General features: G+C 71.6%; 24 protein-coding genes and 1 tRNA gene. 15 read left to right on the top strand and 10 right to left on the bottom strand.

Annotation, left to right across the window (positions count from 1 at the left end):
• Positions 1-493: 493 nt before the first annotated feature.
• A complete protein-coding gene (locus tag J2W21_RS00165; protein WP_307112485.1) occupies positions 494-1165 on the top strand; it encodes a response regulator in 672 nt (223 codons plus the stop codon).
• A gap of 97 nt (positions 1166-1262) precedes the next feature.
• Positions 1263-1601, top strand: a complete 339-nt coding sequence (locus tag J2W21_RS00160) for a hypothetical protein (protein WP_307112484.1) — start codon at positions 1263-1265, stop codon at positions 1599-1601.
• 28 nt (positions 1602-1629) lie between these two features.
• Here J2W21_RS00160 and J2W21_RS00155 read toward each other — a convergent pair whose 3' ends face one another.
• The 4 genes from J2W21_RS00155 to J2W21_RS00140 all read right to left on the bottom strand — a co-directional run bounded on the left by J2W21_RS00155 (position 1630) and on the right by J2W21_RS00140 (position 3801).
• Positions 1630-2094 carry a hypothetical protein gene (locus J2W21_RS00155; protein ID WP_307112483.1) on the bottom strand — a complete coding sequence of 155 codons (465 nt, stop codon included), beginning with the start codon at positions 2092-2094 and terminating at the stop codon, positions 1630-1632.
• A 255-nt stretch (positions 2095-2349) separates the two neighbouring features.
• On the bottom strand, positions 2350-2610 hold the full coding sequence (locus J2W21_RS00150) for a hypothetical protein (RefSeq protein WP_307112482.1): 261 nt from the start codon (positions 2608-2610) through the stop codon (positions 2350-2352).
• A 60-nt stretch (positions 2611-2670) separates the two neighbouring features.
• On the bottom strand, positions 2671-2967 hold the full coding sequence (locus J2W21_RS00145) for a DUF4193 family protein (RefSeq protein WP_307112481.1): 297 nt from the start codon (positions 2965-2967) through the stop codon (positions 2671-2673).
• Between the two features lie 758 nt (positions 2968-3725).
• Positions 3726-3801 (bottom strand) — tRNA-Thr (locus tag J2W21_RS00140).
• A gap of 222 nt (positions 3802-4023) precedes the next feature.
• Between J2W21_RS00140 and J2W21_RS00135 the strand changes: the two genes are divergently transcribed.
• Positions 4024-4737, top strand: a complete 714-nt coding sequence (locus J2W21_RS00135; RefSeq protein WP_307112480.1) for an HAD-IA family hydrolase — start codon at positions 4024-4026, stop codon at positions 4735-4737.
• A gap of 13 nt (positions 4738-4750) precedes the next feature.
• Here J2W21_RS00135 and J2W21_RS00130 read toward each other — a convergent pair whose 3' ends face one another.
• The 3 genes from J2W21_RS00130 to tmk are packed head-to-tail and all read right to left on the bottom strand — an operon-like array spanning position 4751 to position 8099.
• Positions 4751-6289: an alpha/beta hydrolase gene (locus J2W21_RS00130; RefSeq protein WP_307112479.1), complete on the bottom strand. Its 1539-nt coding sequence runs from the start codon at positions 6287-6289 to the stop codon at positions 4751-4753.
• Between the two features lie 8 nt (positions 6290-6297).
• On the bottom strand, positions 6298-7440 hold the full coding sequence (locus J2W21_RS00125; RefSeq protein WP_307112478.1) for a DNA polymerase III subunit delta': 1143 nt from the start codon (positions 7438-7440) through the stop codon (positions 6298-6300).
• Positions 7437-8099: a dTMP kinase gene (gene tmk, locus J2W21_RS00120; RefSeq protein ID WP_307112995.1), complete on the bottom strand. Its 663-nt coding sequence runs from the start codon at positions 8097-8099 to the stop codon at positions 7437-7439. Before tmk ends, J2W21_RS00125 begins: the two co-directional genes overlap by 4 nt.
• 182 nt (positions 8100-8281) lie before the next feature.
• Here tmk and J2W21_RS00115 point away from each other — a divergent pair, with 182 nt between their 5' ends.
• The 4 genes from J2W21_RS00115 (at position 8282) to J2W21_RS00100 (ending at position 11477) form a co-directional block, all read left to right on the top strand.
• Positions 8282-9451: a trans-sulfuration enzyme family protein gene (locus tag J2W21_RS00115; protein WP_307112477.1), complete on the top strand. Its 1170-nt coding sequence runs from the start codon at positions 8282-8284 to the stop codon at positions 9449-9451.
• A gap of 9 nt (positions 9452-9460) precedes the next feature.
• On the top strand, positions 9461-9784 hold the full coding sequence (locus tag J2W21_RS00110; RefSeq protein ID WP_307112476.1) for a DUF2516 family protein: 324 nt from the start codon (positions 9461-9463) through the stop codon (positions 9782-9784).
• 122 nt (positions 9785-9906) lie between these two features.
• Positions 9907-10734, top strand: a complete 828-nt coding sequence (locus tag J2W21_RS00105) for a class I SAM-dependent methyltransferase (protein ID WP_373423045.1) — start codon at positions 9907-9909, stop codon at positions 10732-10734.
• The gene (locus J2W21_RS00100) at positions 10731-11477 is read left to right on the top strand and encodes a phosphoglyceromutase (protein ID WP_307112475.1); all 747 of its coding nucleotides are present in this window, start codon (positions 10731-10733) and stop codon (positions 11475-11477) included. The genes J2W21_RS00105 and J2W21_RS00100 overlap by 4 nt, the downstream gene beginning before the upstream one ends.
• Before the next feature lie 85 nt (positions 11478-11562).
• Here J2W21_RS00100 and phoU read toward each other — a convergent pair whose 3' ends face one another.
• Positions 11563-12222 (bottom strand): phosphate signaling complex protein PhoU, encoded by a 660-nt coding sequence (phoU, locus tag J2W21_RS00095; protein WP_307112474.1) that lies wholly within the window; start codon positions 12220-12222, stop codon positions 11563-11565.
• A gap of 173 nt (positions 12223-12395) precedes the next feature.
• Here phoU and J2W21_RS00090 point away from each other — a divergent pair, with 173 nt between their 5' ends.
• Both J2W21_RS00090 and J2W21_RS00085 read left to right on the top strand, forming a co-directional pair.
• Entirely contained in the window at positions 12396-13577 is a 1182-nt protein-coding gene (locus J2W21_RS00090) for a sensor histidine kinase (RefSeq protein ID WP_307112473.1), read from the top strand.
• Entirely contained in the window at positions 13574-14254 is a 681-nt protein-coding gene (locus J2W21_RS00085) for a response regulator transcription factor (protein WP_307112472.1), read from the top strand. Before J2W21_RS00090 ends, J2W21_RS00085 begins: the two co-directional genes overlap by 4 nt.
• 138 nt (positions 14255-14392) lie before the next feature.
• Here J2W21_RS00085 and J2W21_RS00080 read toward each other — a convergent pair whose 3' ends face one another.
• On the bottom strand, positions 14393-15010 hold the full coding sequence (locus tag J2W21_RS00080) for a hypothetical protein (protein WP_307112471.1): 618 nt from the start codon (positions 15008-15010) through the stop codon (positions 14393-14395).
• Positions 15011-15291: 281 nt separating this feature from the next.
• Here J2W21_RS00080 and J2W21_RS00075 point away from each other — a divergent pair, with 281 nt between their 5' ends.
• The 6 genes from J2W21_RS00075 (at position 15292) to rlmB (ending at position 20169) form a co-directional block, all read left to right on the top strand.
• A complete protein-coding gene (locus J2W21_RS00075) occupies positions 15292-15774 on the top strand; it encodes a CarD family transcriptional regulator (RefSeq protein WP_066495480.1) in 483 nt (160 codons plus the stop codon).
• A 102-nt stretch (positions 15775-15876) separates the two neighbouring features.
• On the top strand, positions 15877-16644 hold the full coding sequence (gene ispD / locus J2W21_RS00070) for a 2-C-methyl-D-erythritol 4-phosphate cytidylyltransferase (RefSeq protein ID WP_307112470.1): 768 nt from the start codon (positions 15877-15879) through the stop codon (positions 16642-16644).
• Positions 16645-16673: 29 nt separating this feature from the next.
• Entirely contained in the window at positions 16674-17159 is a 486-nt protein-coding gene (gene ispF, locus J2W21_RS00065) for a 2-C-methyl-D-erythritol 2,4-cyclodiphosphate synthase (RefSeq protein WP_307112469.1), read from the top strand.
• A gap of 69 nt (positions 17160-17228) precedes the next feature.
• Positions 17229-17561: a hypothetical protein gene (locus J2W21_RS00060; RefSeq protein ID WP_307112468.1), complete on the top strand. Its 333-nt coding sequence runs from the start codon at positions 17229-17231 to the stop codon at positions 17559-17561.
• Positions 17562-17643: 82 nt separating this feature from the next.
• The gene (cysS, locus tag J2W21_RS00055; protein ID WP_307112467.1) at positions 17644-19164 is read left to right on the top strand and encodes a cysteine--tRNA ligase; all 1521 of its coding nucleotides are present in this window, start codon (positions 17644-17646) and stop codon (positions 19162-19164) included.
• Positions 19165-20169: a 23S rRNA (guanosine(2251)-2'-O)-methyltransferase RlmB gene (rlmB, locus tag J2W21_RS00050; RefSeq protein WP_307112466.1), complete on the top strand. Its 1005-nt coding sequence runs from the start codon at positions 19165-19167 to the stop codon at positions 20167-20169.
• Positions 20170-20310: 141 nt separating this feature from the next.
• Here rlmB and J2W21_RS00045 read toward each other — a convergent pair whose 3' ends face one another.
• Entirely contained in the window at positions 20311-21105 is a 795-nt protein-coding gene (locus J2W21_RS00045) for a carbon-nitrogen hydrolase family protein (protein WP_307112465.1), read from the bottom strand.
• Between the last annotated feature and the right edge of the window lie 110 nt (positions 21106-21215).

The raw sequence follows: 21215 nt of genomic DNA, 5'->3' as shown, positions 1-21215 counted from the left end.
CGGCGGTCGGGAGATCCACGGCTACGCCGTCGGCCTCAGCGGCTCCCGCGTAGAGGTAGTGTGGGCCGTGGCCTCGGGGCGGCAGCGCCGCAGGAGCTTCCCCGTCGATGACGTGTTCCTGCCCTCCCATTCGGGCCAGTGGACCGGAGAGCCCATCGCCGCAGAAGGCCTCCGTCTCGCGGCCCGTTCCGGTCGCATCCACTCGCTCGGGCTGCGCGGCGATGCCGTGAGCCGTTCACCCTGGACTGGCATGTCGGACCACGCGGCGTAGGGTTCCGGCCATGTGAGCCACGCCACGCCGCGTACTGGCTCGTAATCGGACCCGCGTCCTAGCATGGTTGCGGGTCGAGAACTGCGCCTGCGGGGAGCTCTGAACCAGACTCGCTCCCTATCGTGAGACCCCTTGAACGGGCGCCTGGCGTGCGCCGCACCCCGCACGCTCTGGCGACGGCCAGTGCCCCCCGTTCAGAGGGCAGAGCGCGAGGCATGCTCCATGGACAGCAGTGACAAGGCCACCGAGCCTATACGGGCGTACCTCCTGGACGACCACGAGGTGATCAGGAGGGGCCTAAGAGACGTGCTCGAGGATGAGGGCATGGTCGTCGTGGGCGAGAGCAGCTCGGCCGCGGAAGCTGTGGCGAGGATCCCGGCCCTGCGCCCCCAGGTCGCTGTCCTCGACGCCCGACTGAGGGACGGCACGGGACCGGACGTCTGCCGCCGCGTCCTCTTGGTCGACCGGCGCATCAGGTGCCTGATACTCGCCGAGGACCACGACGAGCAGGGTTTCCGCGACGCCGTGCTCGCCGGGGCCTCCGGCTACCTCCTCAAGGAGCTCACGGGCCAGGACATCGCCGCCGCGGTCCGCCGGGCCGCCGCGGGCGAGGTCCTCATCGACCCCGAGGAGGAGGACAGGATCCTCTCCGGCGCTCCCGACGCCAGGCCGCCCAGGCAGCCGGTCTACGACGGCCTGACCCCCAAGGAGTCCCGTCTGCTGGAGCTGCTCGGCCAAGGGATGACGAACCGCCAGATAGCCCGCGAACTGGCCGTCGCCGAGAAGACCGCGAAGAACTATGTCTCCACGGTCCTGACCAAGCTTGGCCTCGAGAACAGGACCCAGGCCGCCCTCTACGTCGCCCAGGCCCAGAGGCAGAGGCAGCACCCGTGAAGGCGGCCAAACTCCGGTCTGGAGAGCAGTTCGAAGGTGGACCAGGCCGCCGATGGAGCCACCACTTGTCTTCTGAGTTCTGGAACAAGGGAATGGCATGGACGACACGCTTGCGGTGATGGACCTCGTGTATTCGGGAACGGTCGCCCTGGCCGCAGCCTCGGCACTGTTCCTCGCGCTGGCGTTCATTGCGGCGCTGGCGGTCGCCAGCTGCCTCCGGGGAGTGACTGGCGCGCTCTCCAGGCTCGCATCGCACTACCCCTTCGGCCGGGGCGGCAAGACCAGCGCGCGCCCGCGCCGGCCCGCGGCGGGCCTCCTTCGCCACGCCGCCACCCGTCGGAGTGCTGTCCACGACGCGAGAATGGAGGGAGGCCACTACAGGCAGCGGGACATGTCGCGACTCCAGTCCCCCGGCCGGTCCTCAGGACCCGGGTGAGGGGCCACCCCTCGGGCCGGCCCAGGCCTCAGGCCAAGGACCAGGCGTTCACGCGGTCGATCCTCACCCGCATGTACCGGAAGTCGGGCGCGGCGGCGCCTCCATCTGGGCTGTACTGGGCGCGGATGGGGTCATCGGTGGTGGCGTTACGCAGGTGCAGCCAATGTCTGTCGGCCGGGTGCTCGGCGCCGGTCCTCCGGCCGTTTTCCACCGCTGCACCGAGTACCGTCTCGTACGCGTCTCCGAAGGCTCTCGCTATAGCCGGCTGCGCGCCCTCCGCTCCGCGAATGCCCTCGCACACGCCCAGAAGCCATGCCTTGAAAGGGATGGCGACCCCGCGCACCACGCTGCTGCCCACGTTGACCGTGATCAGGAACGATGCCTCTGGGCCGTTCTCGTCGTCCACCCCGAAGAACAGGTCCATGACCGTGGCCAATGCGTCGTCGGGGAACGCACGCGCGCTGACGCCGCCGATCTCGTCATCAATGTCCAAAGGAACCTCCACCTTGATGAGAAGACCCAGCGGGTCCCCGCACCGAGCCTCCCACACCTTGACCGATGGAAGCAGCACCGGCCGCTGAAGTGGGCGCTTTGTGTGGCGGGCCGAAGTCCTCTGGGGTGAACGACCCCACAGCCCTACGTTGGAGGTGGCCGGCCTGCCGCCTGACGGGATGGGAAGCCGGCACGCGGCGCCCCGTCCCGGACCTCCCCCCACCCCGGGCGGGGTGGCCGCTTCAGCTGCCCGGTGTCACGGGCCCGGGTGCGCGGGCGCCGGCAGGGGAGAGGGTGCGAGGCCACCGAGGATGCCGAGCACCGTCTGGCACGGCCACGGCTCCCGGCAGCCGGCACAGGGCTCCCCAAGCATGCCTCCGGCCGGGGCGTGGATCTGCAGCAGGAGGTCGCAGACCGCGAGGGAGTGCTCCGTATGCCCCAGGCCGCGCAGGCGCGCGGCGTGCAGCATCTCGAGCATCGTCTCGTGCAGCGGCAGGGCCGGTTCCGGTGAAAACATGGAGAGGTCATTGCCCGAACGGCCGGGAGGAGAAACCGGGGGCACGGCAGGGCCCGTGGGTCAGCCCTCGCAGTCGCGGCAGTACTCGACCCCGCCCAGGACCACCGTCTGGGAGCGGTGGTGGACCAGGAAGCAGGACTGGCACACGAACTCGTCCGCGCCCTGGGGGATCACCATGACGGTGAGCTCGTCGTTGACGATCTCGCCGCCGGACAGGCCTTCCTCGGCGGAGTCGTCCCCGTCGAGCTCGAGCACCACGGACCGCGGATCGGGCTTGTTGGCCGACTTCGCGGCCTCCAGCGACTCATGCTGGGATTCCTTCACATCAGTGCGAAGTTCGTCGTAATCGGTGGCCACAGGGCCTGGTCTCCTTCATTCATGGGGTGGGATGCGAGCCGTCACTGTACACCACGGCGCGCGCGGGAGGCTCAGGAGGCCGGCGGCGCAGGTCAGGGGTGACAAGTGGTGAGGCCCTGCCTTGAGGAGGCGGGCTCCTGAGCGGTTGTCCGTGGAACGCGAAAGCCAGGTCCCGTTATTCCAACGGGGATCCTGGCTTCTACTTCCCGGCCACCCAGCAGGAGGCGGGCCGCTCCAGCCAACCCGGCCCGTGCGTGGCCTGTTGATCAATCAGGTGGACGTGGCTCGGGCGCCGGTGGGTGTAGGGCACTGCCCCGCCCATGTGCCCAATGGCCTCATCGAGTCGCTCCTCGCAGAACAGGAGCGCTACGCCGAACAGTCGGAGCGTGCCCGCCAAAAGGTGCGCCTCGCCGCCGAAAGGCGCCAGGAGGCCATGCTCGGACTGGACCTCAATGAAGAGGCCAAGCCGAGGCAAGAGGTGGGGGATCGGGGGCCACTCTTGCCAGCCTGCTGCTCTCTCATCCGACCGAGCCCACGCCTTGGACAGGCCCAGGTAGGTGGCCGCCTCCTGGCGGGTGAGGAGGATCTCGGGGAAGTCGTCGCGTGTGCGCGGCGTTGGTCTTCCTGTCATGCACAGCATGTGTCCGGAGAGGTGCGGCGCCCTCACCGCCGATGGCGGCAAAGTCGGACCATGAATCGGACCTTTGGGCATGAAGAAGCCCCTTCTGTCTGCGTTTCCGCAGGGCAGAAGGGGCTCTTGGAGCCTCCTAGCAGGATCGAACTGCTGACCTTCTCATTACGAGTGAGACGCTCTACCGTCTGAGCTAAGGAGGCGTTCCAGCGGTCCGCCGTTCGTCGAACCACCGAGAGACTACTGTAGTCGAGCGCCTCGCCCGGGGTCAAAACGGTCGCCGCCCCCGCGGGCGTGCCCGGCCCGGCGCCCCGGGAGGTGTTCACCCCGCGTACCCGGCGCGTTCAGGCGCCTGACCGCGGCGGCTGGGATGCTCGGCAGACCCCGGCCCGCCCCCGGGCCAACGAGAGGAACGAGGTCCATCCGTGACGCTGCACCTGCGGCCGGCTCCCGAGCGCACGCCACGCCTTGCCGTGCTGGACATGAACGGCACCACCGTGACGGACGGCGGCGCCGCCGAACGCGCGGTCGAACAGGTGCTGCACGCGTGCGGTGTGGAGGGGACGCGGCTCGCAGACGCGCTCGCCCAGTCCCGCCGCAGCGCGGGCCTCGACCGCGCCGAGCTCTTCTCCCGCGTCTTCACGGACGACGCCGACACCGCCCGGGCGGCCTCGCGCGCCTTCGCGGGGGCGTACGACAGGATGATCGCCGCGGGCGCCGTGGCGGCCGTCCCGGGGGCCGAGGAGACCGTGCACCTGCTGCGGGAGCGTGGCGTCAAGGTCTGCTTCGCGACGGGGTTCGGCCGGCACACCCAGAACAGCGTCCTCGAGGCGCTCGGGTGGATGGGCCTGGCCGACCTCTCGCTCTGCTCCGAGGACGCCGGCCGCGGCCGCCCCTACCCGGACATGGTCCTCACGGCGGTCCTCGCGCTGGACGTCGAGGACGTCCGCGACGTCGTCGTGGTCGGAGACACCGAGGCGGACATCGTCTCGGGCCGGAGGGCGGGAGCGGGCGCCGCCGTCGGCGTCCTCACGGGAGCCCAGACCGCCGGCGAGCTGCACGCCGCCGGAGCCGACGCCGTCGTGCCCTCCATCGCGGACCTGCCCGGGCTCCTGTGGCCCGAGCGGGTCCCCCGCTGAGCGGGCCGGCCGGTCAGCAGCGCGTTCCGTCGGTGGGCGCCTTCCGGTCCGCGAGGTAGGAGTCCACGGCGTTGTCCACGCAGGACGAGCCGCGCCCGTACGCGGTGTGGCCCTCGCCCTTCCACGTCAGCAGGGCCGCGTTGCCGAGCTGGCTGCGGAGGTTCTCGGCCCACTGATAGGGGGTGGCCGGGTCGCCGGTGGTCCCCACGACGAGGATCGGGCTCTGGCCCGTGTAGTGCGCGGGGGCGGGGGTGCGGACGGGCTTGTACGGCCAGTCCCGGCAGTTGACCCCGCCGTACGCGAAGAACTCCCCGAGGGTGGGCGAGTCCTGCTTGAGCTGGGCCGCCTCGGCCCGCATCGCGGCAGGGGAGGCGTCCGTGGAGTAGTCGAGGCAGTTGTACGCCATGAAGGCGAAGTTGCTGTTCGAGCTGTAGCTGCCGTCCTGCTCGCGGTCCGCCGCGATGTCCGCGAGCCGGAGCATGCCGCTGCCGTCGCCCTTGAAGGCGCCCACGAGAGCCTGGGTCAGGGCCGGCCAGTTCTTGTCGTTGTACAGCGGCAGGATGAAGCCGTTGACGAAGTCGGTGACGTTGATGGTGCGGCCGCTGTTGGTGTGCAGGGGGCTCTGCCGCACCCTGGCGAGCAGGGCCTGGATCTTCGCCACCCCGGCGTCCTCCGATCCGGAGACCGGGCAGTCGGACTGCGTGAGGCACGAGCGCACGTACGCGTGCACGGCGGCCTCGAAGCCCCTCGCCTGGCCGCGCGTGATCTCGTGGTTGTCGAGCGAGGGGTCGAGTGCGCCGTCGAGCACCATGCGGCCCACGCGGTCCGGGAACAGGGTCGCGTAGGTCGAGCCGAGGAACGTGCCGTAGGAGTAGCCGAGGTAGTCGAGCTGGACCTGCCGGGACGCCGCGGCGCGGATGATGTCCATGTCCTTGGCCGCGCTGACGGTGTCGGTGTGGGCGAGCATGGGCCCGCTGTGCGCCTGGCACGCGTCGATGAGCTTCTTCTGCTCCGCGAACGTCGCCGTGAGGCCCGCGTCGGTGTCGGGGTCCGCGGTGAACTCCCGCAGGGCGTCCCGCTCCGAGTCGCTGACGCAGGTCACGGGTGCGGAGCGCTTGACCCCGCGCGGATCGAAGCCGATCACGTTGTAGGAGTCGAGCAGCTTCGCGGAGAACATGGTCTGGGCGGAGTCCTTGACCATGTCATACCCGGAGCCGCCGGGGCCGCCCGGGTTGACCAGGAGGCTCCCCTTGGCGTTGCGGCCGTTGAGGCGGATGAGGGCGAGGTCCGCGGTGTCGCCGGCCGGGTTCGCGTAGTCGACGGGCACCTTGACGGTGGTGCAGTCGAACTTGCCGCCCTCGCACGGGCTCCACTGGACGTCCTGCGTGTAGAACTTCTCGAGCCCTGCCGGGGCGCCCTGGGTGGCCGCGGGGTCGCCGCTGGGCTGCGGGCCGCCTGTGGACGGGGTGCAGCCGGTGAGGACCAGGAGGGCCGTCACGATCGCGGCCAGCAGGGCAGCCGGCCGCCGGCGGAGGGGAGCTGGGAACGTCACGGGTCTCCTCAGATCAGGGCAACGGCCATCGCCTCGACCGCGAGGAGCGGGGCGACGTTCGTGGTGGTGATGCGCTGGCGGGTGGTGTTGATGGCGTCCATGCGGGCCAGGGTGGCCTCCGGCGTGGACTTCTCGGCGAAGGCCCGGATGTCCTCGGCCAGCTCGGCGTTGACCGGCTCGAGGCCGCCGTCGAGCTGGACCATCAGCACGTCCCGGTAGAACGAGAGCAGATCGGTGAGGGTGCGGTCCAGCGAGTCCGTGACCGACCGCTTCGCGCGGCGCTTCTGGTCCTCTTCGAGTTGGCGGACCTGGGCGCGCAGGGACGGCGGCAGCTTGTCGCCCTCTGCCACCCCGAGGGTCTCGAGGAGCCGCACCCGCTCCGCGGCGTCGCGCTCGTCATTGGACGCGTTCGCCTCCTCGGTGGCGATCTTCACGAGCTGCTCGGCGAGGGCCACGGCCTGGGAGACGGTGGTGAGGGCCAGCGGCGCCCGCACGGTGTCGGTGCGCCGCTGCCGCGCCGTGGGATCGTTGGCGAGTCTGCGGGCGATCCCGATGTGGCTCTGGGCGGCCCGCGCGGCCTCGAGCGCGAGGGGCGCATCGGCGCCGTCGCGCTCCACGAGCAGCGCGGCGACGTCCCGGACGGGCGGCAGGCGCAGGCCCACCGGGCGGCAGCGCGAGCGGATGGTCACGAGCACATCGGCGGGGGAGGGGGCGCACAGCATCCACACGGTGCGCGGGGTGGGCTCCTCGATGGCCTTGAGGAGCACATTCGTGGTCCGCTCGGCCATGCGGTCGGCGTCCTCGACCACGATCACGCGGTAGCGTCCGGTCTGGGGGCGGTCGCCCGCCTTGGCGACCATCTCGCGGGCCTCGTCGATCGTGATCGTCACCTTCTCGGTCCGCACGAACTCGACGTCGGGGTGGGTCTCGGCGAGGACGGCCTGGCACCCGGGGCACTGCCCGCAGCCGCGCGCCATGACGTCGTCCACCTCGCAGTTGAGCGCGGCCGCGAACGCCTTCGCCGCCGTCGAGCGTCCCGAGCCCGGGGGGCCGGTGAACAGCCAGGCGTGCGTGAGCCCGTCGCCCGCGGCGGCCCGGCGCAGCTGCTCCACGACGGGGGCCTGGCCGCGCAGCTCGTCCCAGACGCTCATGCCGGCGCCCCGCCGGCTGCCGCGGGCGCCGCGAGCGCCGCCCGGACGCGCCCGAGGACGGCGGCCGCGAGGTCCCCGGGAGCGCGGGCCGCGTCCAGCACGAGGTAGGCGGAGGGATCGGCGGCCGCGAGGTCGAGGAAGGCGCGGCGGACGCTGCGGTGGAAGTCGTCGGGCTCGGACTCGAGCCGGTCCTCCTCGCCCCGCCCCGCGGTGCGGCGGGCGCGGCCCTCGCCCTCGTCCACGTCGAGCACCACGGTCACATCCGGCCAGAGGCCCTCCGTGGCCCATTCGTTGAGGCCGCGCACGTCCCCGGCGCCGAGCCCCCGCGCCACGCCCTGGTACACCACCGAGGAGCCGATGTACCGGTCCGTGATCACCACGGCGCCCCGCTCGAGCGCGGGGCGGATCGACTGGGCCACGTGGGCGGCGCGGGCGGCGGCGAAGATGAGCGCCTCGGTGCGCGGATCGATCTCACCGTGGCCGTGCTCGAGCACGAGGCCGCGCAGCTTCTCGCCGATCTCCGTCCCGCCGGGCTCGCGGGTCAGGAGCACCTCGTGCCCCTCGGCGCGGAGGGCGTCCGCGAGGAGCCGGGCCTGGGTCGACTTGCCCGCACCGTCGCCGCCCTCGAACGCCACGAAGAGCCCCGGGGCGGAGCGCAGGCCTGAGCCATGCGGAACTCTGGGCTGGGGGCTGGACTGGGGGACAACAGGGGAGATCACCGCTTCTAGGTTACCGGTGGATGCGCCGGTCGCCGCAAAGGCTCGGGCGCCATGTGGATGGCGCCCGCCACGTCCCGGCGCACGCCGCGTCCTGACGCCGAGCGTGTCCTAGATTGGGACCCATGAGAGCCGACCCCGAGTACCCGCACCTCGACGACGCTGCGCTCGCAGCCCTCGCCCCGGAGACCCTCGCCGTCGCCGCCGGGCGCCCCGAACGCGGCACGGACTCCCCGGTGAACCCGGAGATCGTGCTCTCGTCGACCTTCGTGGGCCTGGGCGGGGTCGGCGAGGGCGCGCGCGGGTACGCGCGCTTCTCCAACCCCACCTGGGAGCCGTTCGAGGACGCGGTGGGGAAGCTCGAGGGTGCCCCGCTGCCGGCGCTGCTGTTCAGCTCGGGGATGGGTGCCGTGGCCGCGGCGCTGGGCCTCGTTCCCGTGGGCGGCGTCCTCGTGGCACCGCGGCACTCGTACTCCGGCACCCTCGGGCTCGCCCAGCTCAAGGCGGAGCGGGGCGAGCTGACGCTCCTCGAGGTGGACATCGAGGACATCGGCGCCACCGTCGCAGCGCTGGACGGCGCCGACGTGCTGTGGGTCGAGAGCCCCACGAACCCCATGATGGAGGTCGCCGACCTCCCCGCCCTCGTCGCCGCCGCGCACGCCTCGGGCGTGCTCGTGGTCGTCGACAACACGTTCTCCACCCCCCTGGGGCAGAAGCCCCTCGGCGTCGGCGCGGACGTTGTGGTCCACTCCGCGACCAAGTACCTGGCCGGCCACTCCGACGTGCTCCTCGGCGTCACCGTGACCGCGGACGAGCAGCTGCGGGCGCGCCTGCACCAGCACCGCACCCTGCACGGGGCCATTGCCGGCCCGGTCGAGGCGTGGCTCGGGCTGCGGGGGCTGCGCACCCTAGCCCTTCGCGTCGAGCGGTCCCAGGCCACCGCGGGCGAGCTCGCGCGCCGCCTCGACGCCCACCCTGCGGTCTCCCGCGTGCGCTATCCCGGGCTGCCCTCCGATCCCGGGCACGAGCGCGCCGCCGCCCAGCTCGCCGGCTTCGGCTCGGTCATCAGCATCGAACTCGACGGCGCCGAGGCCGCCGACGCCTTCGTGGGCCGGGTCGCGCTGTGGCTGCCCGCGACGAGCCTGGGCGGGGTCGAATCGACGATCGAGCGCCGCCGCCGCCACCTCGCGGAGCCGCACACCGTCCCGGACGGGCTCGTGCGGCTCAGCGTCGGGATCGAGAATGTCGAGGACCTGTGGGACGACCTCCGCCAGGCGCTCGACTCCGGGCGGTAGGCTGAGCGCGTGGACGGCAAATTCCTCATCTTCTGGATCCAGTTCGCCTCGTTCTACGTCACCGGGCTGATCTGTGCTGCCGTCGCCGTCTGGGCGTTCGTGGACTGCCTGATCCGCAAGGGGCCCATGTTCGAGGCGCGCATGAAGCGCACCAAGGGCTTCTGGCTCGGCGTCACCGGAGCAGCGGCGTTCGTGACGGTGCTCGGGGTCCTCCTGCCGCAGGGCAGCGGCTTCATCTTCGGATTCGGCGGCTACGGCCTGTTCAACATCGCTGCCGTGACCGCGGCCGGCGTCTACCTCGCCGACGTGCGCCCCGCGGTCGCCCACCGCTGACCCCCCCCCACCCGCGACGTCACCCCGGGGGACCGCTACGTCACCCCGGAGGACCGCGACGTCACCCCGGGGGACCGTGACGTCACCCCGGAAGGCCGCCCCCGCCCGCTAGGCTGGCCTGCGTGGTGCAGAAGGCGAGGCCCGTCCGGGTGGTGCGCGGCGGCGTCGTCGGCAACGTGACCCGGGGCACCACCAACCCCAACCGGATGCGCCGCGTCGACCGGTGGATCACCGGAACCCAGGCGCGACGGCTCCTGCTGCATCCTCCGGCCCCGCACGCGGTGGACCTCGGCTACGGGGCCTCGCCCATCACCGCCGTCGAGCTCTTCCTCCGGCTGCGGGCGGTGCGCCCGGACCTGCGCCTGACCGGCATCGAGATCGAGCCGGGCCGGGTCGAGGCCGCGAAGCCGCTCGAGCGCGAGGGCCTCGACTTCCGGGTCGGCGGCTTCGAGCTCCCCGTGGACGGCCAGGTCGCGCTCGTGCGCGCCTTCAACGTGCTCCGCCAGTACGAGGAGCGCGACGTCCCGGGCATCTGGGACCTCGTCCGCTCGCGTCTGGCCCCCGGGGGCATCTTCGTCGAGGGCACGTGCGACGAGATCGGCCGCCGCGCCGCCTGGGTGACGCTCGACGCCGCCGGCCCCCGCGCGCTCTCCCTCGCCGTCCGCTTCGGCTCCTTCGAGCGCCCCTCGGACGTTGCCGAGCGCCTGCCCAAGGCCCTCATCCACCGCAATGTGCCGGGGGAGCCCGTGCACGCGTTCCTCACCGCGCTCGACGCCGCGTGGCTGGCCGCCGCGCCGCTCGCCCCGTTCGGGGTCCGCCAGCGGTGGCTCGCGATGTGCCGGGCCGTCAAGGCGGCCGGATGGCCGGTGCTCCACGGCCCCAGCCGATGGCGGCTGGGCGAAGTAACGGTCGCGTGGGCCGCGGTCGCGCCGGATAGCATGGCCCCATGACCTACACGCTCATCCTGCTGCGCCACGGGCACAGCGAGTGGAACGCCAAGAACCTGTTCACCGGCTGGGTGGATGTGGACCTCAACGACCAGGGCCGCGAGGAGGCTCGCCGCGGCGGGCAGATGCTCGCCGAGAAGGGCCTGCTGCCGGACATCCTCTACACGTCCCGGCTCAAGCGCGCGATCAACACCGCCAACATCGCCCTGGACGTCGCGGACCGCGGCTGGATCGACGTCAAGCGCTCCTGGCGCCTCAACGAGCGCCACTACGGCGCACTGCAGGGCAAGGACAAGGCCCAGACGCTCGCAGAGTTCGGCGAGGAGCAGTTCATGGTCTGGCGCCGCTCCTACGACACCCCGCCGCCCGCCCTCGCGGACGACTCGGAGTTCTCGCAGGTGGGCGACCCCCGCTACACGGACCTCGGCGACGAGATCCCCCGCACCGAGTGCCTCAAGGACGTCCTCGAGCGGCTCCTGCCCTACTGGGAGTCGGAGATCAAGGGAGACCTCAAGGCCGGCAAGGTGGTCCTCGTGACCGCCCACGGCAACTCGCTGCGCGCGCTCGTGAAGCACCTCGACGGCATCAGCGACGAGGACATCGCCGGCCTCAACATCCCCACCGGCATCCCGCTCGTCTACGAGCTCGACGAGGACTTCAGGCCGGTCACTCCGGGCGGCACCTACCTCGACCCCGAGGCGGCCGCAGCCTCGATCGAGGCCGTCAAGAACCAGGGCCGCAAGTAGGGTCCCGCAGGCAAACCCGAGTACGACGCCGGCCGCCCACCTCTCGCGAGGTGGGCGGCCGGCGTCGTACTTGCGCCAGTGCGGGTCAGTTCGACGTGTTGTCCCCGTCCCACTCGCCGGTGACGAGGTAGGAGACCTTCCGGCTCACGGACACGCCGTGGTCGGCGAAGCGCTCGAAGTAGCGGCTCAGGAGGGCGGCGTCGACGGCAACGGACGGCGAGCCCGTCCACGTCTGGTCGGCGATGGCGCGGAAGATCCCGGCGTGCAGCTCGTCGAGCTCGGCGTTCGCGGCCTGGATGCGGCTCGTGCGGGTGAGGTCGTGGTCCTCCAGCAGGGCGGTGACCTCGTTGATGATCTCCTTGTCCAGCTCGGCCATCCGGGCGAACGTGCCCGCGAGGGACTCCGGGGCTGCCTTCTCGGGGTAGCGGAGCCGGGTCAGCTGGGCCACGTGGCGGGCGAGGTCGCCCATGCGCTCGAGGGACGCGCTCATCCGCAGCGAGCCCACGATGATGCGCAGGTCGGACGCGACGGGGCCCTGCAGCGCGAGGATCTCGATCGCCTTCTCGTCGAGGGCGGTCTGCAGGAAGTCGATCCGCGCGTCGGCGGCGATGACCTCCTGGGCGAGCTCGACGTCGGCGTTCGTGAGCGACTCGACGGCGCGATCGAGCGCGGTGGCCACGAGGCGCGAGATCTCGACGAGGTCCTCGTGGACCTTCTGCAGCTCCTCCTGGAATACCTTTCGCACGGTGGCGTCCTTTCACGGCTCGACGAGGCAGAGCCCCGGCGGGTGCTCCGACTCGTCACACTTCCAGCGGTCAATGAACAGTTCACCGCCTTGAGGTGAACGTTAGTTGAACCGGACCGCGCCAGCCAGCAGGGCGGTCCGCGCAGGGTGGTCCGCGGCCTAAGCTAAGAATCGTGGACCCTCTCGTCGTCGGCATCGTGGCGGCCCTGATCGGCCTGTCCTTCGGCGCCTTCGGGGTGCTCGCCTTCAGCGCGAGCCAGCGCCAGCGCCAGCTCCTCGAGGGGCCGGCGGGGGAGCCGAGCTTCCCGGAGGGCGCCGCCGATGTCCTCTCAGTGCTCGGCCAGGCCTTCGTCGTGGTCGACGCGGTCGACGGCGTGGTCCGTGCGAGCCCTGCCGCGTACGCCTACGGGCTCGTCCGGGGCCACACGGTCGTGCACCGCGAGCTGCTGCAGATGACGGCGAAGGTGCGCGGGAACGGGGTCATCCTCGAGAAGCAGCTCGAGCTGCCGCGCGGGCCGCTCGGGCAGGGCACCATCATCGTCAACGTGCGCGCCGCCGTCCTCGGCGACGAGTACATCCTCCTGCTCGCCGACGACAGGACCGAGATCACCCGCACGGAGCGCATCCGCAACGACTTCGTGGCCAACGTCTCCCACGAGCTCAAGACGCCGGTGGGCGCCATCTCGCTGCTGGCGGAGGCGCTGGAGGCGAGCCCCGACGACGAGGACGCCGTCCGCCGCTTCGCAGCGCGCATGCACAAGGAGGCCAGCCGGCTGGCCGCGCTCGTGCAGGACATCATCGAGCTCTCCCGCCTCCAGGGCGCCGACGTGGTGCACCAGGGCAAGGCAGTGGACATCAACGAGGTGGTCGCCGACGCCGTCGACCGCTCCCGGCTCGCCGCCGAGGCCAAGGGCATCGAGGTCCGCGTGGGCGGCCACGTCGACACCCAGGTCTTCGGCGACCCGGACCTGCTGACGAACGCCTTCCGGAACCTCATCGACAACGCCGTGCGGTACTCGCCGGGGAACACCACCGTGGGAATCGGCCTCCGGCACCGGGACGGCCTCGTGTCCGTCTCGGTCACGGACCAGGGGATCGGCATGGCGCCCGAGGACCAGGAGCGCGTCTTCGAGCGGTTCTACCGCGCGGACGCGGCACGCTCGCGGCAGACGGGCGGGACGGGGCTCGGCCTGAGCATCGTCAAGCACGTCGTGGAGAACCATGGCGGCGAGGTGACCGTGTGGTCGCAGCCCGGGAAGGGCTCGACCTTCACGGTGCGCCTGCCGGACATGGAAGGCGGCACGGAAGACCAGAGCGCGGCCGGGCGGCCGCCGGAGCAAGGAGCGATGGCTTGAGCAGGATCATGATCGTCGAGGACGAGGAGTCGTTCAGCGACCCCCTCTCGTTCCTCCTGGCGAAGGAGGGCTACGAGGTCGAGGTCGTCGACAACGGGAACGATGCGCTCGTCGAGTTCGACCGCAACGGGGCCGACCTCGTGCTCCTCGACCTCCAGCTTCCCGGAATCCCCGGGACGGAGGTGTGCAGGCAGCTCCGCGCGCGCTCGGGCGTCCCGGTGATCATGCTCACCGCGAAGGACTCCGAGATCGACAAGGTGGTGGGCCTCGAGCTCGGCGCCGACGACTACGTCACCAAGCCCTACTCCTCGCGCGAGCTCGTGGCGCGGGTGCGGGCGGTCCTTCGCCGCCACGGCGAGCCGGAGGAACTCATCTCCTCGACCGTGCAGGCCGGCCCCGTGCGCATGGACGTGGACCGGCATGTGGTGAGCGTCGACGGCGAGCAGGTGTCCCTGCCGCTGAAGGAGTTCGAGCTGCTCGAGATGCTCCTGCGGAACTCGGGCCGCGTCCTCACCCGGGGCCAGCTGATCGACCGGGTGTGGGGATCGGACTACGTGGGGGACACCAAGACGCTCGATGTGCACGTGAAGCGCCTGCGGAGCAAGATCGAGCCCGACCCCTCGAACCCGCGCCACCTCGTCACCGTGCGCGGGCTGGGCTACAAGTTCGAGCCCTGAGCCTCCGGCCCGGCCCGGCCGCGGGACATCCGCCCGCTGACGGACGACGCCGGCCGCCCACCCCGCGCGGGGTGAGCGGCCGGCGTCGTCAGCGGCTTCTTGAGGCGACGCGTCGCGGCGCCCGATGAGGCCGTGGGGTCAGCGGCTCGGGGTGGCCGAGGCGGACTCCGAAGGCGTTGCGGGCCCCGTGGCGGGGCCGGACGCCGAGCCCGACGCCGAGCCCGACGGGGTCGCCGAGGCGGAGCCGGACGGGCTCGGGATGTACTGGCGGTACTCGGAGAGCGTGCCGTCCACGATCGGGACCTGGACGTCCTGGCTCGTGCTGCCGGCCGTGAAGGAAACCTTCGCGAGGGCGCCGGGGATGCCGCCGGCGTGCGAGAGGGTCACGTTGCTGCCGGGCTTGGCCAGCTGGACCTCGTTCTTCTTCGGCACGTCGATGCGCACCGTCGAGGAGCCGTCCTTGAACGTGAGGGTCATGTCCTGGTCGGTGGGGTTGAAGACCGTGCCGACGAGGCGGCCGGGGCCACCGGCCGAGCCTGCGGAGGCGGAGGACGTGGCCGCGGCGTCAGCGGAGACGATGAGCATGTTGCGCAGCTGCAGCGAGCCGACGTCCGCCCGGACGCCGTCCGAGGCGGAATACACGTGGGTGGTCTGCTGGGCGTTGATGTAGCCGCAGCCCGTGGCGGTCAGCAGGCCGACGCCCAGCGCGGCGAGGACAGCGACGCGCTTGGCCGGCTTCGTTGCAGAAAAACGCACAGCTGGCTCCTGAAGAGGGTGTGAGGTGTCTGGTCGCCCCTAGCGTATCGCCAATTTCGACGTTCTGTAGATTCGGCGCGGCCGCCCCCGATCCTCCCACTTGACCGCGCGCGGCGCGCGCGCGACGCGGACGTGAAGCATGCTTTTCGCGCCGGGTCAACCCCCCTGGGGGTACCGGAAGGGCCCGACTTCCGCGTGATTCCGGGCTTCGCGGGGCGGCCGGGGGCCCGGTCCGGAGGCGGGACGTGGTAGACTAGTCTGCGGGAAAGGGGAATGTCCACATGGTTTTTGAGGTTGGCGAGACGGTTGTTTACCCCCACCACGGTGCAGCCAAGATCGAAGAGATCAAGATGCGCACGATCAAGGGCGAAGAGAAGATGTATCTCAAGCTCAAAGTGGCTCAGGGTGACCTGACGATTGAAGTACCGGCCGAGAATGTGGACCTTGTCGGGGTCCGCGATGTCGTGGGCAAGGAAGGCCTCGAGCACGTGTTCGATGTCCTCCGTGCCGAATTCACCGAGGAGCCGACCAACTGGTCCCGCCGCTACAAGGCGAACCTCGAGAAGCTGGCCTCCGGCGACGTCATCAAGGTCGCTGAGGTCGTCCGCGACCTCTGGCGCCGGGATCAGGACCGCGGCCTCTCCGCGGGCGAGAAGCGCATGCTGGCCAAGGCCCGCCAGATCCTCATCTCCGAGCTCGCGCTCGCCGAGAAGACGGACGAGGAGCAGGCTGCGACAGTGCTGGACGAGGTCCTCGCCTCCTGAGGCTGCCTCCCCAGAGGCAAGGATGTCCACGAAGGCCCCGGCGGATGCCGGGGCCTTCGTTCGTTTCCGGGCGTCCCGGCGCGTTCGTCTAGGCTGGAACCCATGACTGATGCCTCCCCCCAGCCCGCGTCCCCGACCGCCGTCGTGATCGTGGCGGCGGGCTCGGGGACGAGGCTCGGATACGGCATTCCCAAGGCGCTCGTTCCGCTCGCGGGCGCCCCCCTGCTCCTGCACGCGCTCCGCGGGGCGGCCGGCGCCGGGATAGCCCGCCAGATCTGCGTCGCCGTCCCGGAAGGGGACACCGAGCTCGGCGAGCTGTGCCGCACCTTCGCGGAGGAGCTGGGCGAGCTGGCCCCGGAGATCACCGTCGTCCCCGGCGGGCAGACGCGCGCGGACTCGGTCCGGGCGGCCCTTGCAGCCCTCGCGCCCGGCACCGTCCACGTCCTCGTGCACGACGCGGCACGCCCGCTCACGCCGTCCGAGGTGTTCCACCGGGTGGCCGAGGCGCTCGAGAGGGGAGCGGGCGCCGTCGTGCCCGCGATCCCGGTGGTGGACACCATCAAGTCCACCGCGCCGACGGAGGGCGAGGCGGCCGCGGTCGCGGCCGAGGTAGTGACCGGGACCGCGGTGCGGGAGCAGCTCCGCGCCGTGCAGACGCCGCAGGGGTTCGACGTCGCTGCCCTCCGCAGCGCCCACGAGCTGGCCGCGACGTGGGAGCCTGAGCAGGCCGCCGCGATCACCGACGACGCGATGCTGCTCGAGTCGATCGGCACCCCCGTCTACGTGGTGCCGGGCGACCTGCAGGCGTTCAAGGTCACGACGCCCATGGACCTCCACGTGGCCGAGACCCTCGTCGCCGCCCAGGGCTGAGCCCCGGAACACCGACCCAGGAGAACCCCATGACCATGCCCCGCACCGGGATCGGCATCGACGTCCACGCCTTCGCCCCGGAGGGGGAGCCCAGGCCGCTGTGGCTCGGAGGGCTCCTGTGGGAGGGCGAGCGCGGCCTTGCCGGCCACTCGGATGCGGACGCCGTGGCCCACGCGGCCGCAAACGCCCTGTTCTCCGCCGCGGGACTCGGGGACCTGGGCACCCACTTCGGCACGGACCGGCCCGAGTACGCTGGCGCCTCGGGGGCGACGCTGCTCGGGGAGGCGGCGAGGATCGTGCGGGACGCAGGGTTCGAGATCGGCAACGTCGCGGTGCAGCTCGTCGCGCAGCGTCCCAAGTTCGGGCCCCGCCGCGCAGAGTCCGAGGCCCTGCTGTCCGAGATCGTCGGCGCGCCCGTGAGCGTGAGCGCCGCGACCACGGACCACCTCGGGTTCACGGGGCGACGGGAGGGCGTCGCGGCCCTCGCCACCGCCCTCGTCGCTCACGTCCGGTAGACTGGTGGGCCGTTCCGACCACCTACCGACCGCGGCGCCGCGCGTCGCCGATCCCCAGGGAGCCACCGCATGAAGAGAGGCCTGCTCGCCACCGCCCTCGCGGCCACGATGCTGCTGACCGCCTGCGGAGGCGATGGCCGCCTCAGCGTCCAGGAGAGCTGCAAGCTGCTCAGCAACGACCAGTTCAAGCCCACAGGCAACCAGGTCCAGCAGGCCAAGCAGATTGCCGACCACTATGCCGATCTGGCGAAGAAGGTGGATCCGTCGATCGGCACGATCATCCAGGGCATGTCAGACGTCCAGAAGAAGGTCGCCGATTCCTCGACCGCCGTGGCCACGCCCGAGCAGCAGAAGCAGTTCACGGACGCGCTCAACAGCATCGGCAAGGTCTGCCCCAGCTGAGCCCGCCAGCAGGCGTCGTCACCTTCCTCGTCGTCCCACCCCTCCTCGTCGTCCCACCCACCCACCCGTATACCCTTATCCAGTGACCCTGCGCTTCTACGATTCCGCCACAGCCGAAGTCCGTGACTTCGTCCCACTCGAGCCCGGCAAGGCCTCGGTGTACTACTGTGGCGCCACCGTGCAGGGATCCCCCCACGTGGGGCACGTCCGCTCCGCGATCGTCTTCGACCAGCTCACCCGCTGGCTCGCGTACCGCGGTTACGAGACCACGGTGGTCCGCAACGTCACGGACATCGACGACAAGATCCTGGCCAAGTCTGAGGCGAGCTTCGCGCCGGACTTCGTCCCCGAGGGCACCTACATCCCCCGCGAGGAGTGGTTCGCGCTCGCCTACCGCTACGAGCAGGAATTCGAGGCGGCCTACGAGGTCCTCGGCGTCCAGCGCCCCACCTACGAGCCCCGCGCCACGGGCCACGTCACCGAGATGCACGAGCTCATCGCCCGGCTCATCGAGCGCGGCCACGCCTACCCGGCCCAGGACGGCTCGGGCGACGTCTACTTCGACGTGCGCTCGTGGCCCGAGTACGGCTCGCTCACCCACCAGCGGATCGACGACATGCAGGCGGCCACGGACGCTGACCCGCGGGGCAAGCGCGACCCCCGCGACTTCGCGCTGTGGAAGGGCCACAAGGAGGGGGAGCCCGTGACGGCGTCCTGGCCCTCGCCGTGGGGCCGCGGCCGGCCGGGCTGGCACCTCGAGTGCTCGGCGATGGCCACGAAGTACCTCGGCCCCCGCTTCGACATCCACGGCGGCGGCCTCGACCTCCGCTTCCCGCACCACGAGAACGAGCTCGCCCAGTCCGCCGCGGCGGGGGACCCCTTCGCGAATTTCTGGATGCACAACGGCATGGTCACCTTCGAGGGCGAGAAGATGTCGAAGTCGATCGGCAACGTCATCGCGCCCGCCGAGATGCTCGCCCTCGCCAGCCCGCGCGTGGTGCGCTACTACCTCGGCCAGGCCCACTACCGCTCGGTGCTCGACTACCGGCCCACGTCCCTCACCGAGGCCGCGGCCGCCGTCGAGCGCATCGACGGGTTCATTGCCAAGGCGGGCGCTCGGGCCGGCGGGGATGCGGCGTACGACGGCGGCGGCTCGCCCCGCGGGGGCCATGCCGGCGCCGCGGGCGGTTCCGTGCCCGAGGCGTTCGCCGAGGCCATGGACGAGGACCTCAACATCCCCCAGGCCCTGGCCGTGCTGCACGAGACCGTGCGCCGCGGCAACTCGGCGCTGGCCGACGGGGATGCGGAGACGTCCTCCGCCGCGCTGGCCGAGGTGCTGGCGATGACCGCCGTCCTCGGCCTCGACGCCGCCCGCACCGACACGCCGTCGTCCGATAGTGCAGCGCATCACGCCCTCGCCGTCCTCGTCGACGCCCAGCTCGAGGCTCGCGCCGCCGCGCGGGCCGCCAAGGACTGGGCCGCCGCGGATGCGATCCGCGACACCCTCTCGGCGGCGGGCATTGCCGTCGAGGACTCAGCCGACGGTGCCGCCTGGAGCCTCGCGGCCCCGCACACCGCACAGACCAACCGAATGGGAGCTTAGATGGCCAAGGGACGCCCGGGAGCAACCCGGAAGAAGAAGGGCCCCACCACGGGCACCGGCGGCCACGGCCGCAAGGCCCTCGAGGGCAAGGGCCCCACGCCCAAGGCCGAGGACCGCGTGTACCACAAGGCGCACCGGGCCAAGGAGCTGGCCGAGCGCTCGGCCGCCAAGCGCACCGGGCAGCCGGGGCGCCTCGCCGCAGGCCGGGGCGGCGGGACCGGCCGGTCCAAGGGCGCCGAGGAGATGGTCACCGGACGCAACTCGGTGGTCGAGGCGCTGCGTGCGGGCGTCCCGGCGAAGGCCCTCTACGTCGCCGTGCGGATCGAGATGGACGACAGGGTGCGCGAGGCCATGAAGCTGGCCGCCGAGGCGGGCATCCCGCTCATGGAGTCGCAGAAGCCCGAGCTCGACCGCATGACGGACGACGCGATCCATCAGGGTCTCGCCCTCCAGGTCCCCCCGTACAGCTACCCGGATGCCTTCGAGCTCGCCGAGGAGACGTGCGAGAAGTGGCGCAAGGGCCACATCGCCAACGCCCCGCTGTTCGTGGCGCTCGACGGGATCACGGACCCGCGCAACCTCGGCGCGATCATCCGCTCGGTCTCGGCGTTCTCCGGGAACGGCGTGATCGTGCCCGAGCGGCGCTCCGTGGGCATGACGGCCTCCGCATGGAAGACCTCCGCCGGCGCTGCCGTCCGCGTCCCGGTGGCCAAGGCCCCGAACCTCAACACCGTGCTGCGGCAGATGAAGGAGCTGGGGATCTTCGTGCTCGGCCTCGACGGCGACGGCGACGTCTCGCTGCCGGGCCTCGCCCTCGCGACCGAGCCGGTGTGCCTCGTGGTGGGGTCCGAGGGCAAGGGCCTCTCCCGCCTCACGCGCGAGCTGTGCGACCAGATCGTCTCGATCCCGATCGACTCCGACATGGAGTCCCTCAACGCCGGGATGGCCGTGGCGATCTCGCTCTACGAGGTCTCGACCCGACGGGCGGCCGCCGAGGCGAAGTAGCGCCCCGCGACGTCACCCCGTAGGCACGTGACGTCACCCCGTGGGTGCGCGACGTCACCCCGTGGGTGCGCGAGGTCACCCCGTGGGTGCGCGACGTCACCCCGCAGGGATGACCTCGGCGCCCCAGGGGGTGACTTCGCGCTATAGGCGGACGCGGTTCGCGAGGACCGGCAGGGCCTCCCGCGCCTTCGCGACCTGGGCCACGTCGAGGTCCACATACAGCGTCTCGGGCCCCGACCCGGCGCGCTCGAGCAGGTGCCCGAACGGGTTCACCACCGCGGAGCGGCCGATCCCGGTCGGCGCGCCGTGCTTCGCGTCCACGCCCGCGGCCTCCGGGTCGGACTGGCCGACGGCCACAACGAAGCACGTGGAGTCCACGGCGCGCGCCCGCACGAGCAGGTCCCACTGCTCGGCCTTCCCGGGCCCGGGGCCCCACGAGGCGCACACGATCTGGACCTGGGCGCCGTCGTCGGCCGTCGCGGTGAAGAGGTCCGGGAAGCGCACGTCGTAGCAGGTCGCGAGGCCGAAGGTGACGCCGTCGGCCGTGAAGGTGACCGGCTCCTTGCCCGCCGTGACGGTGTCCGACTCGAGGAAGCCGAACGCGTCATAGAGGTGGATCTTGTCGTAGTGGGTGTCGACGCCGCGGCCGTGGACCAGGAGCGTATTCCGGACGGTGCCGCCCTCCCCGGGGGTGAACATCCCCACGACCACGACGACCCCGGCGTCGTCGGCGGCGGCACGCACGGCCTCGGCCCACGGGCCGCCGAGGGGTTCGGCGATCTCCGTGAGCGAGTGCCCGAAGGCGCGCATGGTCGCCTCGGGGAACACGACGACGTCGGCGTGCCGCCGCGCCGCCTCGGCCACACGGGCGCGGACGAGGGCGAGGTTCTCCTCGACGGAGCGGGAGGAGGTCAGCTGGACGAGTGCGATCCGCATGGCACCAGTATGTCCGAAGGCGTCGCAGAAGGCCCGGCCTTCTCGGCGGATCGGGTCCGGATACTAGGATGAGCATGCTGAGGGTGGCCCCACGCTCTTGTCGACCCTGA

Origin of the sequence: Sinomonas atrocyanea, from assembly GCF_030811715.1 — a bacterium.
Taxonomy (GTDB): Bacteria; Actinomycetota; Actinomycetes; order Actinomycetales; family Micrococcaceae; genus Sinomonas; species Sinomonas atrocyanea_A.
This window is presented reverse-complemented; position numbering and strand designations above follow the sequence as displayed.

Coding starts and splice junctions, on each gene's coding strand:
- J2W21_RS00165 (WP_307112485.1), top strand. CDS start 494: ATGGACAGCAGTGACAAGGCCACCGAGCCTATACGGGCGTACCTCCTG.
- J2W21_RS00160 (WP_307112484.1), top strand. CDS start 1,263: ATGGACGACACGCTTGCGGTGATGGACCTCGTGTATTCGGGAACGGTC.
- J2W21_RS00150 (WP_307112482.1), bottom strand. CDS start 2,610: ATGTTTTCACCGGAACCGGCCCTGCCGCTGCACGAGACGATGCTCGAG.
- J2W21_RS00125 (WP_307112478.1), bottom strand. CDS start 7,440: ATGAGCGTCTGGGACGAGCTGCGCGGCCAGGCCCCCGTCGTGGAGCAG.
- J2W21_RS00115 (WP_307112477.1), top strand. CDS start 8,282: ATGAGAGCCGACCCCGAGTACCCGCACCTCGACGACGCTGCGCTCGCA.
- J2W21_RS00100 (WP_307112475.1), top strand. CDS start 10,731: ATGACCTACACGCTCATCCTGCTGCGCCACGGGCACAGCGAGTGGAAC.
- J2W21_RS00075 (WP_066495480.1), top strand. CDS start 15,292: ATGGTTTTTGAGGTTGGCGAGACGGTTGTTTACCCCCACCACGGTGCA.
- ispD (WP_307112470.1), top strand. CDS start 15,877: ATGACTGATGCCTCCCCCCAGCCCGCGTCCCCGACCGCCGTCGTGATC.
- ispF (WP_307112469.1), top strand. CDS start 16,674: ATGACCATGCCCCGCACCGGGATCGGCATCGACGTCCACGCCTTCGCC.
- J2W21_RS00060 (WP_307112468.1), top strand. CDS start 17,229: ATGAAGAGAGGCCTGCTCGCCACCGCCCTCGCGGCCACGATGCTGCTG.
- rlmB (WP_307112466.1), top strand. CDS start 19,165: ATGGCCAAGGGACGCCCGGGAGCAACCCGGAAGAAGAAGGGCCCCACC.
- J2W21_RS00045 (WP_307112465.1), bottom strand. CDS start 21,105: ATGCGGATCGCACTCGTCCAGCTGACCTCCTCCCGCTCCGTCGAGGAG.